General features: G+C 61.8%; 24 protein-coding genes. 5 read left to right on the top strand and 19 right to left on the bottom strand.

Annotated elements, in window-relative coordinates:
- From NKJ06_RS27365 to NKJ06_RS27415, 11 genes are all read right to left on the bottom strand, one after another.
- Positions 1 to 483: biotin/lipoyl-containing protein (locus NKJ06_RS27365; protein ID WP_352811268.1), on the bottom strand; the 483-nt coding region annotated here is incomplete at its 3' end.
- An 18-nt stretch (positions 484 to 501) separates the two neighbouring features.
- Entirely contained in the window at positions 502 to 1,902 is a 1,401-nt protein-coding gene (locus tag NKJ06_RS27370) for a pyruvate dehydrogenase complex E1 component subunit beta (RefSeq protein ID WP_352633771.1), read from the bottom strand.
- A gap of 14 nt (positions 1,903 to 1,916) precedes the next feature.
- A complete protein-coding gene (gene pdhA, locus NKJ06_RS27375) occupies positions 1,917 to 2,954 on the bottom strand; it encodes a pyruvate dehydrogenase (acetyl-transferring) E1 component subunit alpha (protein WP_352633769.1) in 1,038 nt (345 codons plus the stop codon).
- Between the two features lie 193 nt (positions 2,955 to 3,147).
- Positions 3,148 to 3,471, bottom strand: coding sequence for an FtsB family cell division protein (locus NKJ06_RS27380; RefSeq protein ID WP_352633767.1), 324 nt, complete (start codon positions 3,469 to 3,471; stop codon positions 3,148 to 3,150).
- 279 nt (positions 3,472 to 3,750) lie between these two features.
- The gene (eno, locus tag NKJ06_RS27385; RefSeq protein WP_352811271.1) at positions 3,751 to 5,025 is read right to left on the bottom strand and encodes a phosphopyruvate hydratase; all 1,275 of its coding nucleotides are present in this window, start codon (positions 5,023 to 5,025) and stop codon (positions 3,751 to 3,753) included.
- 377 nt (positions 5,026 to 5,402) lie between these two features.
- Positions 5,403 to 5,768 carry a PRC-barrel domain-containing protein gene (locus NKJ06_RS27390; RefSeq protein ID WP_352633764.1) on the bottom strand — a complete coding sequence of 122 codons (366 nt, stop codon included), beginning with the start codon at positions 5,766 to 5,768 and terminating at the stop codon, positions 5,403 to 5,405.
- 85 nt (positions 5,769 to 5,853) lie between these two features.
- Entirely contained in the window at positions 5,854 to 6,057 is a 204-nt protein-coding gene (locus tag NKJ06_RS27395) for a dodecin family protein (protein ID WP_352633763.1), read from the bottom strand.
- Between the two features lie 95 nt (positions 6,058 to 6,152).
- A complete protein-coding gene (gene kdsA, locus NKJ06_RS27400) occupies positions 6,153 to 6,998 on the bottom strand; it encodes a 3-deoxy-8-phosphooctulonate synthase (RefSeq protein ID WP_352811274.1) in 846 nt (281 codons plus the stop codon).
- Positions 6,995 to 7,885, bottom strand: coding sequence for a VOC family protein (locus NKJ06_RS27405; RefSeq protein WP_352811276.1), 891 nt, complete (start codon positions 7,883 to 7,885; stop codon positions 6,995 to 6,997). Before NKJ06_RS27405 ends, kdsA begins: the two co-directional genes overlap by 4 nt.
- Positions 7,886 to 7,996: 111 nt before the next feature.
- The gene (locus NKJ06_RS27410) at positions 7,997 to 8,287 is read right to left on the bottom strand and encodes a Dabb family protein (protein ID WP_352657932.1); all 291 of its coding nucleotides are present in this window, start codon (positions 8,285 to 8,287) and stop codon (positions 7,997 to 7,999) included.
- 98 nt (positions 8,288 to 8,385) lie between these two features.
- On the bottom strand, positions 8,386 to 8,520 hold the full coding sequence (locus NKJ06_RS27415) for a hypothetical protein (protein ID WP_352633756.1): 135 nt from the start codon (positions 8,518 to 8,520) through the stop codon (positions 8,386 to 8,388).
- A 64-nt stretch (positions 8,521 to 8,584) separates the two neighbouring features.
- On the opposite strand from NKJ06_RS27415, the gene NKJ06_RS27420 reads away from it, so the two are divergent.
- From NKJ06_RS27420 to NKJ06_RS27430, 3 genes are all read left to right on the top strand, one after another.
- On the top strand, positions 8,585 to 8,809 hold the full coding sequence (locus NKJ06_RS27420) for a DUF1365 family protein (RefSeq protein WP_352811279.1): 225 nt from the start codon (positions 8,585 to 8,587) through the stop codon (positions 8,807 to 8,809).
- Positions 8,810 to 8,868: 59 nt separating this feature from the next.
- On the top strand, positions 8,869 to 10,125 hold the full coding sequence (locus NKJ06_RS27425) for a class I SAM-dependent methyltransferase (protein WP_352657929.1): 1,257 nt from the start codon (positions 8,869 to 8,871) through the stop codon (positions 10,123 to 10,125).
- 137 nt (positions 10,126 to 10,262) lie between these two features.
- On the top strand, positions 10,263 to 11,264 hold the full coding sequence (locus NKJ06_RS27430) for a glycerophosphodiester phosphodiesterase family protein (protein WP_352633752.1): 1,002 nt from the start codon (positions 10,263 to 10,265) through the stop codon (positions 11,262 to 11,264).
- Between the two features lie 34 nt (positions 11,265 to 11,298).
- On the opposite strand, the gene NKJ06_RS27435 is transcribed toward NKJ06_RS27430, so the two are convergent.
- Both NKJ06_RS27435 and NKJ06_RS27440 read right to left on the bottom strand, forming a co-directional pair.
- Positions 11,299 to 13,278, bottom strand: a complete 1,980-nt coding sequence (locus NKJ06_RS27435) for a bifunctional 2',3'-cyclic-nucleotide 2'-phosphodiesterase/3'-nucleotidase (RefSeq protein WP_352811282.1) — start codon at positions 13,276 to 13,278, stop codon at positions 11,299 to 11,301.
- A gap of 210 nt (positions 13,279 to 13,488) precedes the next feature.
- Complete coding sequence (locus NKJ06_RS27440; protein ID WP_352811284.1) at positions 13,489 to 14,754, bottom strand: NAD(P)/FAD-dependent oxidoreductase; 1,266 nt, start codon at positions 14,752 to 14,754, stop codon at positions 13,489 to 13,491.
- Positions 14,755 to 14,919: 165 nt separating this feature from the next.
- Between NKJ06_RS27440 and NKJ06_RS27445 the strand changes: the two genes are divergently transcribed.
- Positions 14,920 to 15,582, top strand: a complete 663-nt coding sequence (locus tag NKJ06_RS27445; protein ID WP_352633749.1) for a 5-formyltetrahydrofolate cyclo-ligase — start codon at positions 14,920 to 14,922, stop codon at positions 15,580 to 15,582.
- A 159-nt stretch (positions 15,583 to 15,741) separates the two neighbouring features.
- Here NKJ06_RS27445 and NKJ06_RS27450 read toward each other — a convergent pair whose 3' ends face one another.
- Positions 15,742 to 16,215 (bottom strand): Lrp/AsnC family transcriptional regulator, encoded by a 474-nt coding sequence (locus tag NKJ06_RS27450; protein WP_010909317.1) that lies wholly within the window; start codon positions 16,213 to 16,215, stop codon positions 15,742 to 15,744.
- A 157-nt stretch (positions 16,216 to 16,372) separates the two neighbouring features.
- On the opposite strand from NKJ06_RS27450, the gene ald reads away from it, so the two are divergent.
- Positions 16,373 to 17,488 (top strand): alanine dehydrogenase, encoded by a 1,116-nt coding sequence (gene ald, locus NKJ06_RS27455; RefSeq protein WP_352811286.1) that lies wholly within the window; start codon positions 16,373 to 16,375, stop codon positions 17,486 to 17,488.
- A gap of 227 nt (positions 17,489 to 17,715) precedes the next feature.
- On the opposite strand, the gene NKJ06_RS27460 is transcribed toward ald, so the two are convergent.
- The 5 genes from NKJ06_RS27460 to NKJ06_RS27480 form a co-directional block, all read right to left on the bottom strand.
- Positions 17,716 to 18,183, bottom strand: coding sequence for a DUF1203 domain-containing protein (locus tag NKJ06_RS27460; RefSeq protein WP_352811288.1), 468 nt, complete (start codon positions 18,181 to 18,183; stop codon positions 17,716 to 17,718).
- A 181-nt stretch (positions 18,184 to 18,364) separates the two neighbouring features.
- Positions 18,365 to 18,928 (bottom strand): GNAT family N-acetyltransferase, encoded by a 564-nt coding sequence (locus tag NKJ06_RS27465; RefSeq protein ID WP_352811291.1) that lies wholly within the window; start codon positions 18,926 to 18,928, stop codon positions 18,365 to 18,367.
- Between the two features lie 5 nt (positions 18,929 to 18,933).
- Positions 18,934 to 19,785 (bottom strand): 3-mercaptopyruvate sulfurtransferase, encoded by an 852-nt coding sequence (gene sseA, locus NKJ06_RS27470; protein WP_352811293.1) that lies wholly within the window; start codon positions 19,783 to 19,785, stop codon positions 18,934 to 18,936.
- Between the two features lie 39 nt (positions 19,786 to 19,824).
- Complete coding sequence (locus NKJ06_RS27475) at positions 19,825 to 20,568, bottom strand: alanyl-tRNA editing protein (RefSeq protein WP_352811295.1); 744 nt, start codon at positions 20,566 to 20,568, stop codon at positions 19,825 to 19,827.
- A partial coding sequence (locus NKJ06_RS27480) for a pyridoxal-phosphate dependent enzyme (RefSeq protein ID WP_352811296.1) occupies positions 20,568 to 21,265 on the bottom strand: 698 nt, incomplete at its 5' end. The genes NKJ06_RS27480 and NKJ06_RS27475, both read right to left, overlap by 1 nt.

The raw sequence follows: 21,265 nt of genomic DNA on the forward strand, positions 1-21,265 counted from the left end.
CGGCGCGGCGAAGGTCCGCGCGCCCGCCGGGGGGCGCCCCCCCCCCCAGGGGGGGGCGAGGGCCGGCAGGCCAGAGGCGGGCGCGAAAGGCTGAGCCGCAGGCGGGGCAGCGCCCCCCTCTGTCGGCTTCGCCGACATCTCCCCCACAGGTGGGGAGACTGGCGCTTTGTCCTGTTTGGCCTCGGCTTTCGCCGGTGCGGCGGCATCGCCACCGCTTTTCGCCGCGGCGCCCGCATCCTCGCCTTCGGCGGCGAGAACGGCGATCAGCGCGTTGACCTTGACACCCTCGGTGCCGGCGGGAACGACGAGCTTGGCAACCGTGCCCTCATCGACAGCCTCGACTTCCATCGTCGCCTTGTCGGTCTCGATCTCGGCGATGACGTCGCCCGGCGAAACCTTGTCGCCTTCCTTCACGAGCCACTTGGACAGATTGCCCTCTTCCATCGTGGGCGACAGGGCCGGCATGGTGATGTTGATTGGCATTTTGTCCTCCCGCCCGGTTCAGCGATACGTGACGGCTTTGACCGCCTCGATGACCTCGCCGACGTTTGGCAGAGCCAGTTTCTCGAGGTTGGCCGCATAGGGCATCGGCACATCCTTGCCGGCAATGGTGATCACCGGCGCGTCGAGGAAATCGAAGGCGCGCTGCGACACCTGGTTGGCGATATGGTCGCCGACCGAGTTCTGCGGATATCCCTCTTCCACAACGATCAGCCGGTTGGTCTTCTTCACCGAGGCGATGATGGTGTCGAGGTCCAGCGGGCGGACGGTTCTGAGATCGATGATCTCGACGTCGATACCCATGCCGCGCAACTCGGCCTCGGCCTTGACCGCATAGGTCATGCCGATGCCGAAGGAGACGAGGGTGACATCCTTGCCTGATTTGTGGATGCGCGCCTTGCCGATCGGCAAGACGAAATCGTCCAGCTTAGGGACGTCGAAGGACTGCCCGTAAAGTATCTCGTTCTCGAGGAAGATAATCGGATTGGGGTCGCGGATCGCCGCCTTGAGCAAGCCCTTGGCGTCGGCGGCGGTGTAGGGCATCACCACTTTCAGGCCCGGAATGTGGCTGTACCACGCTGCGTAGCACTGCGAATGCTGGGCGGCGACGCGGGCAGCGGCACCGTTCGGTCCGCGGAACACGATCGGCGCGCCCATCTGGCCGCCCGACATATAGAGCGTCTTGGCGGCCGAGTTGATGATCTGGTCGATCGCCTGCATGGCGAAGTTGAAGGTCATGAACTCGACGATCGGCTTCAGGCCGGCCATCGCCGCACCCACACCGACACCGGCAAAGCCGTGCTCGGTGATCGGCGTATCGACGACGCGCCGCGGCCCGAACTCCTGCAGCAGCCCTTGCGTGATCTTGTAGGCGCCCTGGTACTCGGCGACTTCCTCGCCCATGACGAAGACATCGCCGTCGCGGCGCATTTCCTCGGCCATGGCATCGCGCAGTGCCTCGCGCACCGTGGTCGAGACCATTTCCGTGCCCGCCGGAATGTCCGGATCGGCGGCGATTTCCGTCTTGGGAGCGGCAGCCACCGGTGCGGCGGCAGGCTTTGCGGCCTCTGCCTTGTCCTCGGCGGCTGGAGCCTCCGCCTTATCAGATGCTTCCGCCTTGGCGGGAGCCGCAGACTTGCCGATATCACCGGCACTTTCGCCGTCCTGCAGCAGCACTGCGATCGGCGTGTTGACCTTGACGCCTTCGGTGCCGGCGGCAATCAGGATCTTGCCCAGCGTGCCTTCGTCAACGGCTTCGACTTCCATCGTCGCCTTGTCGGTTTCGATCTCGGCGATGACGTCGCCGGCGACGACCTTGTCGCCCTCGTTCTTCAACCACTTGGAAAGATTGCCCTCTTCCATGGTCGGCGAGAGAGCGGGCATGAGAATTTCGATCGGCATGTCCTTGCCCTCCCTTACAGTACGATATCGGTCCAGAGCTCGGACGGATCCGGCTCCGCGTCGTGCTGGGCAAATTCAGCAGCGTCCGCGACGACGTCTCGGACTTCCTTGTCGATGGCCTTGAGCTCGTCTTCGGTCGCCCACTTCTTCCCGGTCAGCCGTGCCTTGACCTGCTCGATCGGGTCATGGTCCGAGCGCATCTTCTGTACTTCTTCCTTGGAGCGGTATTTCGCCGGGTCGGACATCGAGTGACCGCGATAACGATAGGTCTGCATTTCGAGAATGATCGGCCCGTTGCCGGCGCGACACCACTCCGTCGCCTGGTCGCCCGCAGCCTTCACGGCGCGGACATCCATGCCGTCGACCTGGATGCCGGGGATCTTGAACGAGGCGCCGCGATGCGAAAAGTTGGTTTCCGCCGAAGAACGCGACACCGAGGTGCCCATGGCATAGCGGTTGTTCTCGATGATGTAGATCACCGGCAGCTTCCACAGCGAGGCCATGTTGAAGCTTTCATAGACCTGGCCCTGGTTGGCCGCACCGTCGCCGAAATAGGTCAGCGAGACATTGTTGTTGTCGCGGTAGCGGTTGGCGAAGGCCAGCCCGGTGCCGAGCGACACCTGCGCGCCGACGATGCCGTGGCCGCCGTAAAAATGCTTCTCCTTGGAGAACATGTGCATGGAGCCGCCCTTGCCCCGTGACAGGCCGCCACGACGCCCGGTCAGCTCGGCCATGACGCCGCGCGGCGACAGCTCCATCGCCAGCATGTGGCCATGGTCGCGATAGGCGGTGATCATCTGATCACCGTCGATCAGCGCCATCTTCATGCCGGTGACGACAGCTTCCTGGCCGATATAGAGGTGACAGAAGCCACCGATGAAGCCCATGCCGTAAAGCTGGCCGGCCTTTTCCTCGAAACGGCGGATGAGCAGCATGTGCCGGTAGGCGGCAAGCTCTTCGTCCTTGGTGAATTCGGCAGGCTTTGGGGCCGAAAGCCCCGATTTACCGTCGGATTTGGATTTGGCAGGCGCTTTTCTGGCGGCGGTGGCCATGCATCACTCCCTGTTGGCGTCTCTTTGTGGACATTAGAGCAGATGAAATCTGCTCTGGGGAGATCAGCTCCTCCCCACCGATTTATGGGAGGCTAACACGCGTCAGAGCGTTGCGCCATGCCGAATTTGCATAGCTGGCATGCACCTAAGCGATTAAAATCATTGAAAATATTGGTGATTAACTTGATATCAGTTATTTCTCCGAAGCGGGCAACATGATGGTGATTTCATCAGCCTGGGACAGATTGAGCGCCTTGCGCGCCTGCTCGTCGAGCATGTCCTTCTCCAGCGTGCCTTCATGCATGAGCCGGACACGCCGTTCGAGTTCCATGCGACGCGCCTTGATCGCATCGAGCTGGCCTTGCAGCGCAACCGTCTGGGCTTCCAGCTGGTATTTCGAGTAGATGCCGAATTCGCCGTGATAGGCATGAAAGCCGAAATAGGCCAAAAACGCCGCGCAGAGCGAGGGGATGATCAGCCGACCGGTGTTTCTCTGCTTGTGCTGACGCGTCCACATCGTCCGATTCCTCTAGAGCATGATGCCGAAAAGTGTGAAGCGGTTTTCGGACGACATCATGCTCTATCTCTTTGATTTAGAGTCGGATTCAGATTTCAGGTCGAACAGACCTGAAATCATCCGGCTCTAGCCCGCGGACTCAGGCGGCTCACGATCTTTTTCGCCCGATTGTGCTTAACGGACGGTTACGGATGACCGGCTTGGCGTCCGTCGAAATGAAAAAAGGGCGGGAATGCTCCCGCCCTTTCATCCGATATCCGACGTTAGAGTGTTTCCGGATCAGCCCTTGACCACCGACTTGCCGGCATAGCTTGCCTGCTTGCCGAGCTCTTCCTCGATGCGGATCAGCTGGTTGTACTTGGCCATGCGGTCCGAGCGCGACAGCGAGCCGGTCTTGATCTGTCCGCAATTGGTGGCAACCGCGAGATCGGCAATGGTCGAATCCTCGGTTTCGCCCGAGCGGTGCGACATGACGGCGGTGTAGCCGGCCTTGTGCGCGGTCTCGACGGCGTCGAGCGTTTCCGTCAGCGAACCGATCTGGTTGACCTTGACCAGGATCGAATTGGCAACACCCATGCGGATGCCGTCGCGCAGCCGTGCGGTGTTGGTGACGAACAAATCGTCGCCGACCAGCTGGGTCTTCTTGCCAATCAGGTCGGTGAGGTACTTCCAGCCTTCCCAGTCGTCCTCGGCAAGGCCGTCCTCGATCGAGATGATCGGATAGTCGGCGGCGAGCTTGGCCAGGTACTTGGCCTGGGCCTTGGGGTCGCGCGTCTTCTTCTCGCCCTCATAGACGTAGTTGCCGTCCTTGAAGAACTCGGTCGCGGCGCAATCGAGGCCGAGCGCAATCTCCTCGCCCGGCTTGAAGCCGGCCTGCTCGATCGATTCCATGATGAAATCGAGCGCCACCGGCGCGCTTTTCAAATTCGGGGCAAAGCCGCCCTCGTCGCCGACATTGGTGTTGTGGCCGGCGTCCTTCAGTTTCTTGCGCAGCGTGTGGAAGATTTCCGAACCCCAGCGAACGCCTTCGCGCAGCGTCGGCGCTCCGATCGGCAGGATCATGAATTCCTGGAAGTCGATCGGGTTGTCGGCATGCGCGCCACCATTGATGATGTTCATCATCGGCACCGGCAGGACATGCGCCTTGGTGCCGCCAACATAACGGTAGAGCGGCAGGCCGGCGGCATCGGCCGCGGCCTTCGCCACCGCCAGTGACACGCCGAGAATGGCGTTGGCGCCGAGCCGGCTCTTGTTGGGCGTGCCGTCAAGCTCGATCATGGTCTGGTCGATATGGATCTGATTTTCGGCTTCCATGCCGCCGATCGCCTCGAACAGCTCGCCGTTGACCGCTTCGACCGCCTTGAGCACGCCCTTGCCGAGATAGCGGGCGCCGCCGTCGCGCAGCTCGACGGCCTCGTGGGCGCCGGTCGAAGCACCTGACGGCACCGCCGCTCGGCCCATCGACCCGTCTTCGAGAATGACATCGACCTCGACGGTCGGATTTCCACGGCTGTCCAGGATTTCACGCCCGACAATGTCGATGATGGCGGTCATTGCGATGTCCTCGATTGATCTGACTGATGTCGCGCACGTCTTAGCCAAAGTGCCGTAAAAGGCAATCGGCCGGCTCGCAATTATTGCCGGGCGTCAACCCCCAACGATTCACGAAGCGCAAATCGCTGTCATCATAAGTCATGTACGGCAGAGCGGCTTCCGGCTAAGGTGCGGGTGCGCGGGGCGAAACAGGAGGAGTTTCGCCATGTCCCAGTTGAGTGGTATCGTGAGTCTGTTCCTGATCGCGGCTGCGTTCCTGACGTCGTGCGACAACCAGCAGTCGCCGCCCAAGGCGATGGCCCCCTTGCACATCAGCAAATAGCTGCCGCATCAAACCAAAATGGCCCCGTCTCGACGGGGCCATTTTGTTTGGATCGTCAGTGCCAGTAAGGCGTGACCTTGTAGTAGTCGTAGGATGCGTCGCGAGCGGTCTCACCATCCGCGCCGGCCAGTTCGTTGATCGAATAGGCGGGGGCTGCCTTCAGCTGCTCCTTGGAGAACGGTACGACATAGCCGCCCCTGTCCTCGTCATAGTCGAGGCTTGCCCATGGTATCGCATGATACTTCTCGCCGATGCCGAGGAAGCCGCCAAAACCGATCACTGCGAACATGATGCCGTTCGACATCTTGTCGAGCATGACGTCTTGGATGCTGCCGATGCTCCTGCCTTCGGTGTTGTAGACCGACGTGCCGATGACTCGCGAGGCCGCGATGGCTTCGGTGTGGCCTGTCTGGGTGGTCATGATATCCTCCTCATTGTCGTTGAACTCTGCTTGGACAATGAGGGGCGCGGGCGAAGGTTCCCGACTTTTTTCGCCGGCGGGCCGGTCACTCCGCGAGGATGAAAGTGACCTTCATGTTGACGCGATAGGCGGTAATCTTGCCGTTCTCGACGACGATCTTCTGGTCCTGGATCCAGGCGCCTTCAACGTTCTTCAGGGTTTTCGATGCGCGCGCAATCCCCTGTTCGATGGCGTCCTGAAAGCTCTTGTTCGACGACGAGGTGATTTCGGTGACGCGGGCGACGGACATGGCTTCCTCCTGCCAAAACGCTCATTTGCCGGGCAAGCGTACAGCCGGCTTATGCCGATCACAAGCGCCGACAGTCGGCAGAGGATGGGCCTGGCTTAGTGACCCTTGGCGATGCGATCGAATGCCATCAGCCGCTCGAGCAGGGCCGGCATGTCCTTCAGCGGCAGCATGTTCGGGCCGTCGGAAGAGGTCGAATTATCCGGATCCTGATGGGTCTCGATGAACACGCCGGCAACACCGACGGCGACGGCGGCGCGGGCCAGAGTTTCGACAAAGCGGCGCTCGCCGCCCGAGGAACCGCCTTGCCCGCCCGGCTGCTGCACCGAATGCGTGGCGTCGAAGATCACCGGCGCGCCGATCTCGGCCATGACAGGCAGGGCGCGCATATCTGACACCAGGGTGTTGTAGCCGAAGGAGGCGCCACGCTCGGTGGTCAGCACATTGGCGTTGCCGGAGCCGGTGATCTTGGCGACGACGTTCTTCATGTCCCAGGGGGCAAGGAACTGCCCCTTCTTCACGTTGATCACCTTGCCGGTTTTCGCCGCGGCGACCAGCATGTCGGTCTGACGCGACAGGAAAGCCGGGATCTGCAGGACGTCGACATGCGGCGCGACGATCGCGCACTGTTCCTCGGTGTGGACATCGGTCAGCACGGGAAGCGAAAATGCCTTGCGCAGTTCGTCGAAGACAGGAAGTGCCGCATTCATGCCGGCGCCGCGCGTCGCCGACAGCGAGGTGCGGTTGGCCTTGTCGTAGCTGGTCTTGTAGACGAGGCCTATGCCGAGCTTGCCGGTCAGTTCCTTCAGCGCGCCGGCCATGTCGAAGGCATGCTGGCGCGATTCAAACTGGCAAGGGCCAGCGATCAGCGCCAAGGCTGCATTGTTGTCGAAGACGACATTGCCGACGGTTACCGACGAATTGGGCGCCAGGGCTTTGCTCATGGGATCTCCCGGAAGATGAAAGCCGCGCCCTGTCCGGGTGCAGGCTGCACGACAATATCATTGCCCGCTATATCGTGTTTGATGGAATTGGCTGCAAGCAGCCGCGATGTGACATCGGCGCTCCGGACCGAAAAGACGACCGCGGCGAAGCGAAGGTCTGTCGGCGCGCCGGCAGGCTGGCCAAAACGCGCGGTGAAAGACGCGGGGTCGAGCACGCTCAAACTTGCGTTCGGCAAGTGAAACGTGCCGCCCTGGCCATCAGCAGTCGGATCGTCCAGCGCCACCGAAATCAATCCATGCTGTTCGGCAGGTTGGTCGCTGACCGCCACGATCTCGACAATTCCGGTGGCGCCGTTGGCGTGCGCCTGCAAAGCCGTGCGGTCCACATCAGGCGCGTTGACCCGCTCGCAGGCAAACAGGAATGCGTCCGTGGCCCCGGCTCCCGCCGCGAAGGCGAGCTTGAAGGATGCGATGTCGCTTTTGCCCGCCGTGTCCGTGAAGGCGCGCGAGAAGCTCAGCATGTCTCCCGCCGAGATGCCGGCTTCGAGGCAGCGCGCATGGTCAGCATCGGCATTGTCGGTGGCAAGAACAATGGCCGAAAACCCCTCGTCGCCGCGATTGTCGCGATAGAGCCGATCGCGCGCGACGAACACATTGCCATCGGCAATGGCCGTCATCGCGGCCTGTTCGTCACGGATAGCGAGCGGTTCGAGATAAGTGCCGTCGGCGAGGAACACACAACAGTTTTCAGTCCCGAAGGGATGGATCCCTGTCGGCGCAACGACAAAGCCGAGCGTGGTGAGCCGGGCTCGCGCCACGTCTAGGTTCTGCGCGGTCAGCACCAGATGATCGAGCGGATGAGTGCGAGCAGCTACGGTTCGGGTCATGCAGGCGCGATGTGCATCATTCCGCAAATCGGTTCAAGACTTGATCGCAATCCCCGCCGGTCCGCCGGACTATTTCATGGTAGGTCGAAAAAGGCCGGAACGTGGTCTCGATCAGCTCCCCGCGACGACATCGGCGGAATAACGCAGTTCGCGCATTGGTTTGACCTTGCTGGTGGTCTGCGCATAGAGCGGGTGTGCCTTGTAGGCGGCCAGCGCGGCGTCATCGGCGAACTCCGCATAGACGACCACGTCGATCTCGTCCGACAACGGGTCGACCTTGGTGTTCAGCGTGACCTCGAAAAGGCTGGAATGAGGAATGTTGCCGAGCGCCAGCAGGCCCGTGCGCACCGCCTCCACATCCTCCTTGCGCCGCGCGCTGAAGAAAACGATATGCCGGATCAACGCCGCCTCCTCGATCTAAATGCCGGAGGTCTTTTGTGACGGCAGGACGGTGGCGTCAATCGACAAGGATGTCGCGGCTACCGGTCTTCGAATGGACGCTAGATATAGCTGGTGACGGACCGCACGACGTGCGTGGCACCCCTTACCGTGGAGTCCAGATACCGCCCCTGATTGTACATGCCGTCCCAGATCAGGAAAAACGCGATGGCGGCAATGACGACTACATAACGCATGGCTAAATCTATCGCACAAGCAATGCCGCAGCCATAGGCGTTTTGGGCCCGTTCGGCCTTTGCTGTGCAAAAGGCAGACCTAGGTCGGCGAGAGCAACCACTTGGCACAGCCCAGCTTGTGGCCTGCCTCTTGAAGTTCCCCCTCATGACGTGGAACATTGTCGTAGGGATTCACTGGGAAGCGCTGAAGCTCAGGCGAAACAGGGGCGCGCGCTTTCGTTCGAGACCGCCGATCGCAGAACCGGTTAGCACCTGGGATCAGGCAACGGCGTTCGAACCTGGCGAATGAACCGCGAGAACCGGGACTCGGCAATTTGCGCCGACACCGCGGAAGTCCAGGGGCGTGAGATGGCACACAAGGAACATCATGGTTTGGCGTTGAGCGATGCGATCAGGCTCGACGAATTCAATTTCGCCGAGATCGTCAAGGGTCTGCCGGCCAAGGCGCGCATGGTGCTGTCGGCGGCGATGAACCTGCCGCGTGGTTCGCTCAAGGTCAGGATGCCGGACGGCCGCGCCGTCCTCGTCGGCGGCAAGGGACCCGGCCCGGACGCCGAACTGGTGCTCAAGAACTGGCGACTGCCCGGCCGCGCCTTTTCCGGCGGCACGATCGGCGTTGCCGAATCCTACATGGACGGCGATTGGGACAGCCCTGACGTGACCAGCTTCCTGGAGCTGTTCGTGATCAATTCGGCGATCGGCGAGCGTATCGCGGGCGGCACCAGCTGGCTCATCAACACTGTCCAGCGCATCCGCCACTGGTTCAACCAGAACACACGCACCGGCTCGAAGCGCAACATCTCGGCGCATTACGACCTCGGCAACGCCTTCTACAAGGAATGGCTCGATCCAAGCATGACCTATTCCTCGGCGCTCTACACGACCGGTGCCAACGACCTGGAAAGCGGCCAGGCCGCCAAATATCGCGCGCTGGCAAAGGATATCGGGATCGGCCCGAAGGACCATGTGCTGGAAATCGGCTGCGGTTGGGGCGGCTTCGCCGAATTCGCGGCGCGAGAGATCGGTTGTCGGGTGACCGGGCTGACGATCAGCCGCGAGCAGCACGATTTCGCCAAGGCGCGCATCGCCAAGGCCGGGCTTGCCGACAAGGTCGACATCAAGTTGCAGGATTATCGCGACGAAACCGGCACCTATGACCGCATCGCCTCGATCGAGATGTTCGAGGCGGTCGGCGAGAAATACTGGCCGGTGTTCTTCAGCAAAATGAAGGCCTGCCTGAAACCCGGTGGCACCGCTGGCCTGCAGATCATCACCATCAACGAAGCTTCTTACGACACCTATCGCGCAAGGCCGGATTTCATTCAGCGCTACGTGTTCCCCGGTGGCATGCTGCCGACGCCGTCGATCCTGAAGGCACTGGGCAAGGATCATGGCCTCGCCCATCTGCGCGAACGCGTGTTTCCCGACGACTATGCCCGCACGCTCGCCGAATGGCGCCACCGGTTCTGGGCGTCATGGGAAAAGATCGTCCCGCTCGGTTTCGACGACCGCTTCAAGAAGCTCTGGGAGTTCTACCTGCACTATTGCGAGGCCGGATTCCGCGCCAGCTACATCGACGTTCGCCAGGTGGTCTACAAGGCGTAGGTCCACGCGCTCTTCGATTGCATTGCCGGTGACCAGTTCGTATCGAGCGTTATCTCGACATCGCCGCGCGGTCGCCGTCAAAAAGTCCGATCCCGAAGCAGGATGCCGCACAGGACGGACGAATCGGAAATCACCTGATGCGCAAACGAACGATCTTCTTCGGCGTCATTGTCGTCGCTGCCGCGGGCATCTGGCTCAACAACACCTCACTGCTGTCGAGCCGGCCAGCCGGCAAGCCGGAAGTGCTTGCGCATCGTGGCCTTGCTCAGGACTATTCGCGCGCAGGCATGACAGGAGAGACTTGTACGGCCAGTCGCATGTTGCCGCCACGCCATGCCTTCCTCGAAAACACTCTACCCTCGATGGAGGCCGCCTTTGCACTGGGAGCGGACGCACTCGAACTGGATGTTCACCCGACGACGGACGGCAAGTTCGCTGTCTTCCATGACTGGACGCTGGATTGCCGCACGCAAGGCAAGGGAGAAACGCGCAGCCACTCCATGGCCGAGTTGAAGACCCTTGATGTCGGCTATGGCTACACGGCGGATGGCGGCAAAACCTTTCCATTTCGGGGCAAGGGAATCGGCATGATGCCATCGCTGGATGAGGTTCTGGCGCACTTCCCGGCTCGCCGCTTCAACATCAACGTCAAGAGCAACGATCCAGGCGAAGGCGAAAAGCTGGCCGAATGGCTTGCCAGGCTGGCGCCGGCCGAGCGCTTCTATCTCTCGGTCTATGGTGGGGACAGGCCGATTGCTGCGGTCAAGGCGGCATTGCCGGACATGCACACGCTGAGCCGCGCGTCGCTGACGCAATGCATCCTGCGCTATGCCGCGCTTGGCTGGAGCGGCTACGTTCCAGATGCCTGCCGCAAAGGCACCTTGCTCGTCCCCGTCAACATCGCGAAATGGATGTGGGGTTGGCCGAGCCGGTTTCTCGATCGCATGCAAGGTGTCGATACAAGCGTTTACCTGCTCGGCCCTTATTCCGGCGGCGACTTTTCGCAAGGGCTCGACGATCCCGAACTGATCGGGCAACTGCCGAGCGGCTATTCCGGCGGCATTTCCACGGATGCGCTGGATCTCGTCATGCCGGTGATCAAGGAGCGTTTCGCGCCGCCGGCTGAATCCACACCATAAAGGCCTGGATTCAAGCCGACCCGCAAACCAACCTTTAGAGAAGGATGCGGTATTTCGCGAATCCTGCCTCGCCCTCGCCCGCCGGTTCGACCTTCAGCGATTTCACCTGCGCAATGAAATCCTTCGCCTTGGCGCCGGTTTCGAACACGGCGCTGGTTCCAGGCAGCGGCACGAACGACCAGTTGTCGTCCGCCGACGGGTTGATCGTGCCCTCGCTGACGATGTAGCGAACGATGACGTCGCGATTGGTGTCCGGCGCTTCGTAGATGATCTTCGAAGCATTGATGTCAGGGAAATTGCCACCGCCGCCGGCACGATAGTTGTTGGTCGCGACGACGAATTTCTGTTTGGGATCAATCGGTTTTCCGTCGAACATCAGGTCGACGATCCGGTTGGCACCGACATTAGCCAGCCCGCCCTTGGAATCGTATTTCGGCGGCTGCGACAGGTCGATTTTGTAGGTGATGCCGTCGATGACGTCGAAATTGTAGGACGGGAAGTCGGTGTTGATGAGGGCCTGGTCGGCCTTCCCTGCCTCGATCCTGTTGAAAATACCGGCCGACATTTCCAGCCATTCCTTGACCTCAGCCCCGGTGATTTCGACCGCACGCACGGTGTTGGGGTAGAGATAGAGGTCGGCAACGTTCTTGATGGCGATGTCGCCTGCCGGCACGTCGGTATAGTAGTCGGCACCGTTGCGTCCGCCTGCCTTGAAGGGAGCGGCCGCCGACAGCAGCGGCACATCCTTCCATTGCGTGTTCTTGAGAATATCCCTGAGGTACCAGGTCTGCGCCTGGCTGACGACCTGCACCGACGGATCGTCGGCGACCAGCGCGAAATAGGAATAGAGCGGCGCGGAGGTCTTGCCGACCGGACGACGCACATAGGCCAGTGTCGCCTGGTGGTCCTGTTCGAGTGCCGCGATGATGCGCTTGTCGTCCGGGACGGTCGGCTTGTTCTTGTTGTCGACGCGTTCGAAGATCGGCCGCGCTTCGGAGGTGGCTGAAACGACCTTCCATTTCGAACCGTCGCGTTCCAGCATCAGGTCGACCAGCCCCATATGCGAGCCCCAGAAGCCGCCCATGACGGCGGGCTTGCCCTGCAGCGTGCCTTTTTGCGTATCGACGCCCTCAAGCGACTGGAAATCCTTCTTGCCGGGGAACACCAGATGCTGGTGACCCGTGAACACCGCATCGATGCCGTCGACACCGGCGACGAAGAACGAGGCGTTCTCCATCATGTCGCCCTGCTTCACGTCGATGCCGGAATGCGAGAGCGCAATGACGATGTCGGCGCCCTCCTCTTTCATCTGTGGCACCCAGGCCTTGGCCGCCTCGACGATGTCGCGCGTCTTGACGTTGCCTTCCAGGTTCTTGAGATCCCAAACCATGATCTGCGGCGGCACGAAGCCGATGATGCCGATCCTGATCGGCTGCTCGGCGCCCGAGCCGTCCATGATCTTCTTGTCGAGGATGACGTAGGGCTTCAGATAGAGCTTGTCGTCGCGCGGGTTCGCGGCAAGTTCGGTGCCGCGGATCAAATTGGCGCAGACGAAGGGAAAATTGGCGCCGGCCAGCACTTTGTCCAGGAACGACAGGCCGTAGTTGAACTCGTGGTTGCCCAGCGTCGAGCACTCGTAGCCGAGCAGGTTCATGCCTTTCATGATCGGATGCAGGTCGCCGTCCTTCAGCCCCTTCTCATAGGCGATGTAGTCGCCCATCGGATTGCCCTGCAGCAGGTCGCCATTGTCGATCAGCATCGAATTGACCGCCTCCTTGCGCACCGCATCGATGAGAGAAGCCGTGCGCGACAGGCCCAGCGTGTCATTGGCTTTGTCGGCGTAGTAGTCGTAAGGCAGCACGTTCACATGGATGTCGGTGGTTTCCATGATCCGAAGATGGGCCTGGTTACCTTGAGCGCGGGCGGAGAACGGATGCAGCATGATCAGCGCCCCTGCGGCGGCGACGCCCGCAAGGAGATCGCGGCGGGATACGGGATGGAGCAGTTGCGACATGTTTTCTCCTTCGACGACGTGACAAGAGTCTGTCTGTTGGAGCATGATCCTTTTCCGAAAACCGGTTCCCACTTTTCGGGATCATGCCCAGCCCTGCCCGACGCGAACTTCGCGCTGAAACTCATCCGAGTCCATTCAAGAAGTTGCGCGCATCAAACATCAGTCGAACAGTAACAGATGACGCGCGGATGACTGGTCCGGGTGAAGAAATCAGCCCTTGTCGTCGTCGCCCTGGGTGATCAGTCGCGCGCTGCGCTGGCCCGTCGCGTAGATCCATAGCCAACTCAACGAAACCGCAAGCCGGTTGCGAAAGCCGATCAGGAAATAGATGTGGGCTACTCCCCACAGCCACCAGGCCGCCCAGCCGGTCAGCTTGATCCAGCCGAAATCGATCACCGCAGCGCGCTTGCCGATCGTGGCGAGATCGCCGTCATGCCGGTAGCGGAACGGCCGCGGACTGGTGTCGCCGGCAAGCCGCGCCCTCAGCGTGGCGGCAACATGCCGGCCCTGCTGCTTGGCGGCTGGTGCTACTCCGGGAACGGGCCGCCCGTCCGGCCGCAGGACATGAGCGGCATCGCCGATGACGAAAATCTCCGGGCTGCCAGGCACGCTCAAGTCAGGCTCGACCAGCACCCTGCCTGCCCGATCGGCCGCCGCTCCGAGCCATTCGGCGGCCGGTGAAGCGGCAACGCCTGCCGCCCACAGGATTGTCTTCGCCGCCAGATGCTTGTCGCCGAAGACGACGCCCTCGGCGTCGCAACGCGTAACAGCCCGGCCGAGTTCGACCGTCACGCCGAGCCGCTCGAGCGCCTTCGAGGCATAGTCGGAAAGCTTCGGCGCGAAATTCGCCAGAACACGGTCGCCGGCCTCGATCAGCACCACGCGCGTCTGCCGTGTGTCGATGTTGCGGAACTCGCCGTGCAGCGTGTCATGCGCCAATTCGACGATGGTGCCGGCAAGCTCAACGCCGGTCGGCCCGCCACCGACGATCGCGATGGTCAGCAGCGCCTGGCGCTTGGCGGGATCGGTCTCCCGCTCGGCCTGCTCGAATGCCAGAAGAATGCGCCGCCGAACCGTGGTGGCGTCCTCCAGCGTTTTCAGGCCCGGCGCGAAAGGTTCCCATTCGTCATGACCGAAATAGGCGTGGCGGGCACCGGTGGCGAGCAGCAGCGTGTCATAGGCGACCGCGCTGCCATCATCGAGCAGGACATTTTTGCCGGTGCGATCGATGCCGACGACATTGGCGAGCAACGTCGTCACATCCTCGCGCTTGCGCAGGAGATGGCGGACCGGCCAGGCAATCTCGGACGTCGCCAGCGCCGTGGTCGCCACCTGGTAAAGCAGCGGCTGGAAGAGGTGATGGTTGCGCTTGTCGATCATGGTGATGCGCACCGGCGCGCCGCCAAGCGCACGTGTGAATTCCAGACCGCCGAAACCCGCGCCGACAACGACGACATGATGGCTGGCTTGGTTCATCTCAATTCACCCTGGCGAGCAAAATTGCCTGCCTTGGATGTAGGTATTTTTGTGCAATGCAGCAACAGAAGGCCGGTGCCCGAGACTCGTCGTCCCATGTCGTGAATGCACATGTTGTATCGTATCGCGAGGTATAGCGTCATTAAATACGCGATGAGGTGAGGCATGGCCAACGATCAAGACGACGACGCTCCGGCGCAGTATTCTTCGCCGCCCTGCTTCATGCATGAACTCGATCCGGAGTTTCGTGCGCCGTCGAGCGACTGGACCGATGTGAGACGCTGGCGCAAGGCCGAGCGCGAACGCCTGATCGCTGCCCGCCTCGCCGTCTCGGCCGACGCGCGAACGGCAATGTCGCAGCGGATCGCCGAAGGTCTCGACGCGATCATCGGCAAGATCGCCGGCCGTATGGTCAGTCTCTACTGGCCGTTTCGCGGCGAGCCGGATCTGCGGCCATGGATGGCGTCCATCAATGCACGCGGCGGCCGCACCGCCCTGCCCGTCGTTGTCGAGAAAGGGCATCCGCTGATCTTTCGCGCCTACGCGCCGGGCGATCGGCTGGAGAAAGGCGTCTGGAACATCCCGATCCCAGCCGAGGGCGATCCGGTGCTGCCGGACATCGTCATCTCACCGATCGTCGGCATCGATCCCCAAAATTATCGCCTGGGCTACGGCGGCGGCTTCTTCGACCGCACGCTGGCCGCGATGCCGTTCAAGCCCCTGGTCATCGGCGTCGGCTACGAACTGCAGCGCATCGCCACCATCTACCCGCAGCCGCACGATATCCCGATGGATCGGATCGTGATCGAGGCATTCAAGATCGGTTAGCTGTGTTGAGATTCAGGTCGGGCCGAGTCGAGCAGGTCAGGCCGAGTCGAGAATGGCGGGTTCCGAGAATCGGAACGGATCGGACGTTTGGGTCCGTGAGTACCGGAAGCACAGGAAACTGCCGTTCGCAGGCCGGCATCACCTGAATATCGACACAGCTCAGGCCATTTCCGGCTTCATGCCCATCGCCGTCCGGTCGACGATTTCGCGTAGCGCAAAAGACGAGTTGATCTTGGTCACATGCGGCATTGCCGACAGCCATTCCTTGTGGATACGCTCATAGTCGACGAGATCCTTTGCCGCGATCCTCAGGATATAATCGTATTCGCCCGACATCAGGTGGCAGGACAGCACGTTTGGACAGCGCTTGATCGCCGCCTCGAAATCCGACAGCGTCTTCTCGAATTGTCCCGACAGGGATATGTGCACGATCGCCGTCATCTGGTGGCCAAGTGCGGCATTGGAAAGCCGGGCATGGTAGCCGCGGATCGTGCCGGATTTCTCCAGATTGTCGAGCCGGCGCGAACAGGCCGACTGCGACAGGCCAACCTTCTCGGCAAGTGCCGCATTGGGTATCCGGCCATCCTTCTGCAAGGTCTCGAGAATGGCGATATCAATCCTGTCGAGCGGCATTTTTCGTGAATCCTGCGAATATCCTGCTGTTTCGCGCAACGATTATCGAAACACGCCCGCTGGCGCAAGCGCATTCGCAAACACCTGCGCACCGATTCGTGGTTCACTCCAGCAATACAGGGAACGAGCCCAAAAGGGCCGGATCAGGAGAAGAAAAATGCGCGTCGGCTGCCCCAAGGAAATCAAGAACCACGAATATCGCGTCGGCCTCACACCCGGCTCGGTCCGCGAGTATGTCGCCCACGGCCACGAAGTGCTGGTCGAGACCGGCGCCGGGGCCGGCATCGGCGCCGACGACAACGCCTATCGCGCCGCCGGCGCCACGATTGCCAAGACCGCTGCCGACGTGTTCGCCAAGTCGGACATGATCGTCAAGGTCAAGGAGCCGCAGCCCAACGAATGGGCGCAGCTGCGCGAAGGCCAGATCCTGTACACCTATCTTCATCTTGCTCCGGATCCGGAGCAGACCAAAGGCCTGCTCGCTTCCGGTGTGACGGCAATCGCCTACGAGACCGTGACCGACGATCGTGGCGGCCTGCCGCTGCTGGCGCCGATGTCTGAAGTTGCCGGACGCCTGTCAATCCAGGCCGGCGCCACGGCGCTGCAGAAAGCCAATGGCGGCCGAGGCGTGCTGCTCGGCGGCGTGCCCGGCGTGCTGCCCGGCAAGGTCACCGTGCTCGGCGGCGGCGTCGTTGGGCTGCATGCTGCCCGGATGGCGGCGGGGCTTGGCGCCGATGTCACCATCATCGACCGCTCGATCCCGCGCCTGCGTCAGCTCGACGACCTCTTCGCCGGCCGCGTCCACACCCGTTACTCGACGGTCGAAGCGCTCGAAGAAGAGTGCTTTTCGGCCGATATCGTCGTTGGCGCCGTGCTGATCCCGGGCGCCGCGGCGCCGAAGCTGGTTTCGCGCGAAATGCTCTCAGGCATGAAGAAGGGCTCGGTGCTGGTCGACGTGGCCATCGACCAGGGCGGCTGCTTCGAGACCTCGCACGCCACCACCCATGCCGAGCCGACCTACGAGGTTGACGGCGTCATCCACTATTGCGTCGCCAACATGCCCGGCGCCGTGCCGGTCACTTCGGCCCACGCGCTCAACAACGCGACGCTTCACTATGGCCTGCAGCTTGCCGACAAGGGCCTGAAGGCGCTGATCGACGACCATCATTTGCGCAACGGCCTCAATGTCCACAAGGGCAAGATCACCAACCGGGCGGTGGCCGAGGCACTCGGCTACGAACTGGTCGAGCCGAAAGCCGTTCTGGCCGCCTGATTTCACAAAAAGACTGCTTCCTCCAGTCTCGCCCGCCGGGTCATACCGGCGGGTTTTTTCTTTGGGGATACACGCAGGCAACAAAAAAGCGGAGCCAAAGCCCCGCTTCCTCGATATCGAGATCTGCCGCCGGTTCATCCGCGGTCGGCAAATCGATCGACAATCGCTTTTTATCGCGACTGTGCGACGGGAGTACGACAGCGTCTCCAGTCTGCAATCTCAGCGCCTCATGCGCGTTCGATGCGGCACTGGTAGCAATTGTTGCGCGCCGAACGAACATGGACGTAGGCGATATCGCTGCGTTCGAACAAGGTTTCGGCCCGCGCTGTAATCGCCGCAGTCGGGACGACACCGCCGCTGCCATAGACGATGCGATCATCCCTGCCATAGCCGCGCACGATGTAGTCGGGACTTTCGAGAATCTCCGGAAGCGCCTCGCTCCCGGCGGCGCGTTCGCATTCTTCGGCATGCAGGAAGATCGGCCCGGTTTCGGCATAGGGCTGAAGCTCCGGGAATGGGCGGTAAGCCAGAATGAGGTAAGCGTCGCCGGCCGCGATGTTCTTCAGACAGTGCCGGCAAGGCATGCCGTCGCCGTCGGAAATCTTACGCTCCGGCGTTTGGCCGTATGCATCGGGGCCGCCGCGCTGCAGCGCCTTGACGTCTTCGGTCGGCAAGGCCTTGAACTGGATGGTCATTGGTGAAATCTCCGGTGGCGTTGACCGAAGATTATGCGCCCGCGCGACTGCTTCCCACCCGATTCCTGCCAAGTGTCAGCGACCGGCCGTCAGTTGTCGGTCCCATACGGCCATTGGCTGAAATACCGGGCTTAGGTGCTCGCGCGTTTAGCGGATAAAGTCGTCGAAGCGGCCTCTGATGTCACGGCCGCATGACGCTGGCCGAGCGTTCGGCGAAAGGCAGCGGATGCACGGTCTCTTTCTTCTGCGCCACAGGTGCAAAGCCGAGCTTCTGATAAAGCGGCAGAGCCGCCGGATGATCGAGCGTGCAGGTCTGCACCGTCACCTGCTTCGGTCCGTACGACCATGCGGCGGCGATCGCGGAGCCCAGGAACCAGCGGCCGATGCCTTGCCCGGTGGCATGTTCCATCATGCCGAAATAGGCAAGTTCGACCTCTTCCGGCAGATGCGGCTTGAGATCGAAGAAGCCGGCCGGTGCGCCATCGAGGTAGAGCACCCTGATGTCGCGATCCTCGCGGTGGATGCCGGCCGAAAGCTCGTCGTCGTCCAGCCTCAGTACATTGACCCAGTGCCATTTGCGCCCCACCCGGTCCATCAGATAGCGGTAGAAATGCAGGGGGATATCCTTGGTCTTCAGCAGCGCGACCTGGCGGTTGTAGGGCACAGGCGGCAAATAGGCCGGCGGCACATGCATTTCGAGAAATGTCACAGTGACTTCGATGTCTTCCAGCGCGCCGTTTTCCATTGCCGTCATTCCTTGCCAGTCACGACAGGCGTGTCGGAAAGCCCGCCCCACTCCGTCCATGAGCCGTCGTAAAGCCCGTTGTTCGTGTGGCCAAGTGTTTCCAACGCCAGCGTCACCACCGCGGCGGTGACACCGGAACCACATGAGGTGACGATGGGTTTCGACAGATCGATGCCTGCGTCCTCGATCACCTTGCGCAATCGGTCCTTCGACAACAGCTCGCCATTTTCCGATAGCGCCGAATAGGGCAGATTGCGCGCGCCAGGCATATGGCCGGAGCGGATGCCGGCACGCGGTTCGGGCTCGGCGCCGGTAAAGCGGCCCGGCCCACGGGCGTCGGCGATCTGGCTCTCCCCGGTGTCGACGATCCGGCGCATGTCGGCGAGGCTGGCGACGCGACCGGCGTCGAAATCCGCATGAAACACGCTTGGTGCGATCTTGGTAGGTTCGGCCGTTACCGGCCTGCCGGCGGCTTTCCAGCCATCGAAGCCGCCATCCAGAATATAGGTCTGGAAGACGCCCATCACCCGGAACATCCACCATGCCCGAGGCGCGGAGAAGAAACCCGGACCGTCATAGACGACGATGGTGTCATCCGCCGAAACGCCCATGGCGCCGACATATTGGGCGAAATGCTGCGGTGACGGCAACGTATGCGGCAGTGGCGAATCCGGGTCGGAAACGGCATCCTGATCCAGGAACCGCGCACCCGGGATGTGCGCCGCCTCATACTCGCCGCGCGCATCGCGCTTTTGCGCAGGCAGATACCAGGACGCATCGATGATCGTCAGGCCCGGCTCGCCGAGCCGCTGCTGCAGCCAGTCTGCATCGACGGTGAAAGGGCTGTCCTCGGCCATTTTTTTCTCCTGCTCGCCTTTTGGGCGATCACTGTCTGTTCAGTTTGCCGGCATCGGTCCGAACCGGATGCGGAAGCGCCGGTTTTCGCGGCCCTTCTTCTCGATCTTGCCGATGTGGATTTCGCCGACTTCGCCGGTGCTCTTCACATGGGTGCCGCCGCAGGGCTGGCTGTCCACCGAAGCGTTGTTACCGATACAGACCAGGCGGATCTTGCCGGTGCCAACCGGCGGCCGCACGTTCTTGGATTTGACCAGGCCGGGGTTGGCGGCCAGTTCCTCATCACTGATCAGCCTGGTGAAGATCGGGTGGTCGGCCCGCACCAGGTCCATCAGGCTCGCCGTCACCTCTTCCTTGGTGAAGCCGGCATCCGGAGCATCGAAGTCGACACGGCTGTCGTCCTCGGAAACCGCGGCACCCGTGATTGGAAACGGACAGACGACGGTGAGCAGATGGCAGGCTGCATGCATGCGCATCAAAAGATGCCGCCGCTCCCAGTCGATCGCCAGCCTCACTGTCTCGCCGACTTGTAGCGCCGCTTGCTCCGGCGCCGGCACATGGATGATCTCGTCCTTGGTCTCGCCCGTGATGGTGGTGGCAATGGCGATACGCCTGCCGTCGCCGCGTTCGAGATGACCGGTATCCCCCGGTTGGCCGCCCGACGTGGCGTAGAAAATCGTTCGATCGAGAATGATGGCACCGCGGTCGTTGACGGCAACGATTGTCGCGTCCGCCGTGCGCAGATAGGCGTCGTCGCGAAACAGCGCTTGTGTCCTGTGGGCCATCACGCGACCTTTTCGAACGGTACCGAAATGGTGCTCTTCAGCTCCATCCAGCCTGGCACCGGCAGCTGCTTCTCGCGCAGGAATTCCGGATTGAACAGTTTTGATTGATAGCGCGTGCCGTAGTCGCAAAGAAGGGTCACGATGGTGTGGCCGGGGCCTAATTCCCTGGCCAGACGGATCGCGCCGGCAATGTTGATGCCGGTCGAGCCGCCGACGCAGAGGCCTTCTTCCTGGATCAGGTCGAAGACGATCGGCAGCGCATCCTCGTCGGGGATCTGGAATGAAAAATCCGGCGTGAACCCTTCGAGATTGGCGGTGATACGCCCCTGCCCGATGCCTTCGGTGATCGAGCTGCCTTCGGACTTCAGCTCGCCGCTGGTGTAGAAGGAGTAGAGCGCGGCACCCAGCGGATCGGCGAGCGCGATCTTCACGTCCTTGCTTTTCGCCCTTAGCCCGAAAGCGACGCCGGCCAACGTTCCGCCCGAACCGACCGCTGAGACAAAGCCGTCGACCTTACCACCGGTCTGGTTCCAGATTTCTTCGGCCGTGGTGCGGATATGGCCGTCGCGGTTGGCGACATTGTCGAACTGGTTGGCCCAGATAGCGCCATTCGGTTCCGTCCGCGCCATCTGCTCGGCCAGCCGCCCCGAAAGTTTCACGTAATTGTTGGGGTTCTTGTAAGGCACCGCGGGCACCT

The sequence above is a fragment of the Mesorhizobium sp. M0293 genome (genome assembly GCF_040321735.1).
GTDB lineage: Bacteria > Pseudomonadota > Alphaproteobacteria > Rhizobiales > Rhizobiaceae > Mesorhizobium.

Bases quoted from the DNA above. Each gene is read 5' to 3' on its own strand.
- NKJ06_RS27430 (WP_352633752.1), top strand. From the start codon at position 10,263: ATGCGCAAACGAACGATCTTCTTCGGCGTCATTGTCGTCGCTGCCGCG.
- NKJ06_RS27395 (WP_352633763.1), bottom strand. From the start codon at position 6,057: ATGTCCGTCGCCCGCGTCACCGAAATCACCTCGTCGTCGAACAAGAGC.
- NKJ06_RS27440 (WP_352811284.1), bottom strand. From the start codon at position 14,754: ATGAACCAAGCCAGCCATCATGTCGTCGTTGTCGGCGCGGGTTTCGGC.
- NKJ06_RS27460 (WP_352811288.1), bottom strand. From the start codon at position 18,183: ATGACCATCCAGTTCAAGGCCTTGCCGACCGAAGACGTCAAGGCGCTG.
- NKJ06_RS27475 (WP_352811295.1), bottom strand. From the start codon at position 20,568: ATGGCCCACAGGACACAAGCGCTGTTTCGCGACGACGCCTATCTGCGC.
- NKJ06_RS27445 (WP_352633749.1), top strand. From the start codon at position 14,920: ATGGCCAACGATCAAGACGACGACGCTCCGGCGCAGTATTCTTCGCCG.
- NKJ06_RS27390 (WP_352633764.1), bottom strand. From the start codon at position 5,768: ATGACCACCCAGACAGGCCACACCGAAGCCATCGCGGCCTCGCGAGTC.
- sseA (WP_352811293.1), bottom strand. From the start codon at position 19,785: ATGGCCGAGGACAGCCCTTTCACCGTCGATGCAGACTGGCTGCAGCAG.
- NKJ06_RS27425 (WP_352657929.1), top strand. From the start codon at position 8,869: ATGGCACACAAGGAACATCATGGTTTGGCGTTGAGCGATGCGATCAGG.
- NKJ06_RS27380 (WP_352633767.1), bottom strand. From the start codon at position 3,471: ATGTGGACGCGTCAGCACAAGCAGAGAAACACCGGTCGGCTGATCATC.
- NKJ06_RS27450 (WP_010909317.1), bottom strand. From the start codon at position 16,215: ATGCCGCTCGACAGGATTGATATCGCCATTCTCGAGACCTTGCAGAAG.
- NKJ06_RS27465 (WP_352811291.1), bottom strand. From the start codon at position 18,928: ATGGAAAACGGCGCGCTGGAAGACATCGAAGTCACTGTGACATTTCTC.
- NKJ06_RS27415 (WP_352633756.1), bottom strand. From the start codon at position 8,520: ATGCGTTATGTAGTCGTCATTGCCGCCATCGCGTTTTTCCTGATCTGG.
- NKJ06_RS27405 (WP_352811276.1), bottom strand. From the start codon at position 7,885: ATGACCCGAACCGTAGCTGCTCGCACTCATCCGCTCGATCATCTGGTG.
- ald (WP_352811286.1), top strand. From the start codon at position 16,373: ATGCGCGTCGGCTGCCCCAAGGAAATCAAGAACCACGAATATCGCGTC.
- kdsA (WP_352811274.1), bottom strand. From the start codon at position 6,998: ATGAGCAAAGCCCTGGCGCCCAATTCGTCGGTAACCGTCGGCAATGTC.
- NKJ06_RS27435 (WP_352811282.1), bottom strand. From the start codon at position 13,278: ATGTCGCAACTGCTCCATCCCGTATCCCGCCGCGATCTCCTTGCGGGC.
- pdhA (WP_352633769.1), bottom strand. From the start codon at position 2,954: ATGGCCACCGCCGCCAGAAAAGCGCCTGCCAAATCCAAATCCGACGGT.
- eno (WP_352811271.1), bottom strand. From the start codon at position 5,025: ATGACCGCCATCATCGACATTGTCGGGCGTGAAATCCTGGACAGCCGT.
- NKJ06_RS27370 (WP_352633771.1), bottom strand. From the start codon at position 1,902: ATGCCGATCGAAATTCTCATGCCCGCTCTCTCGCCGACCATGGAAGAG.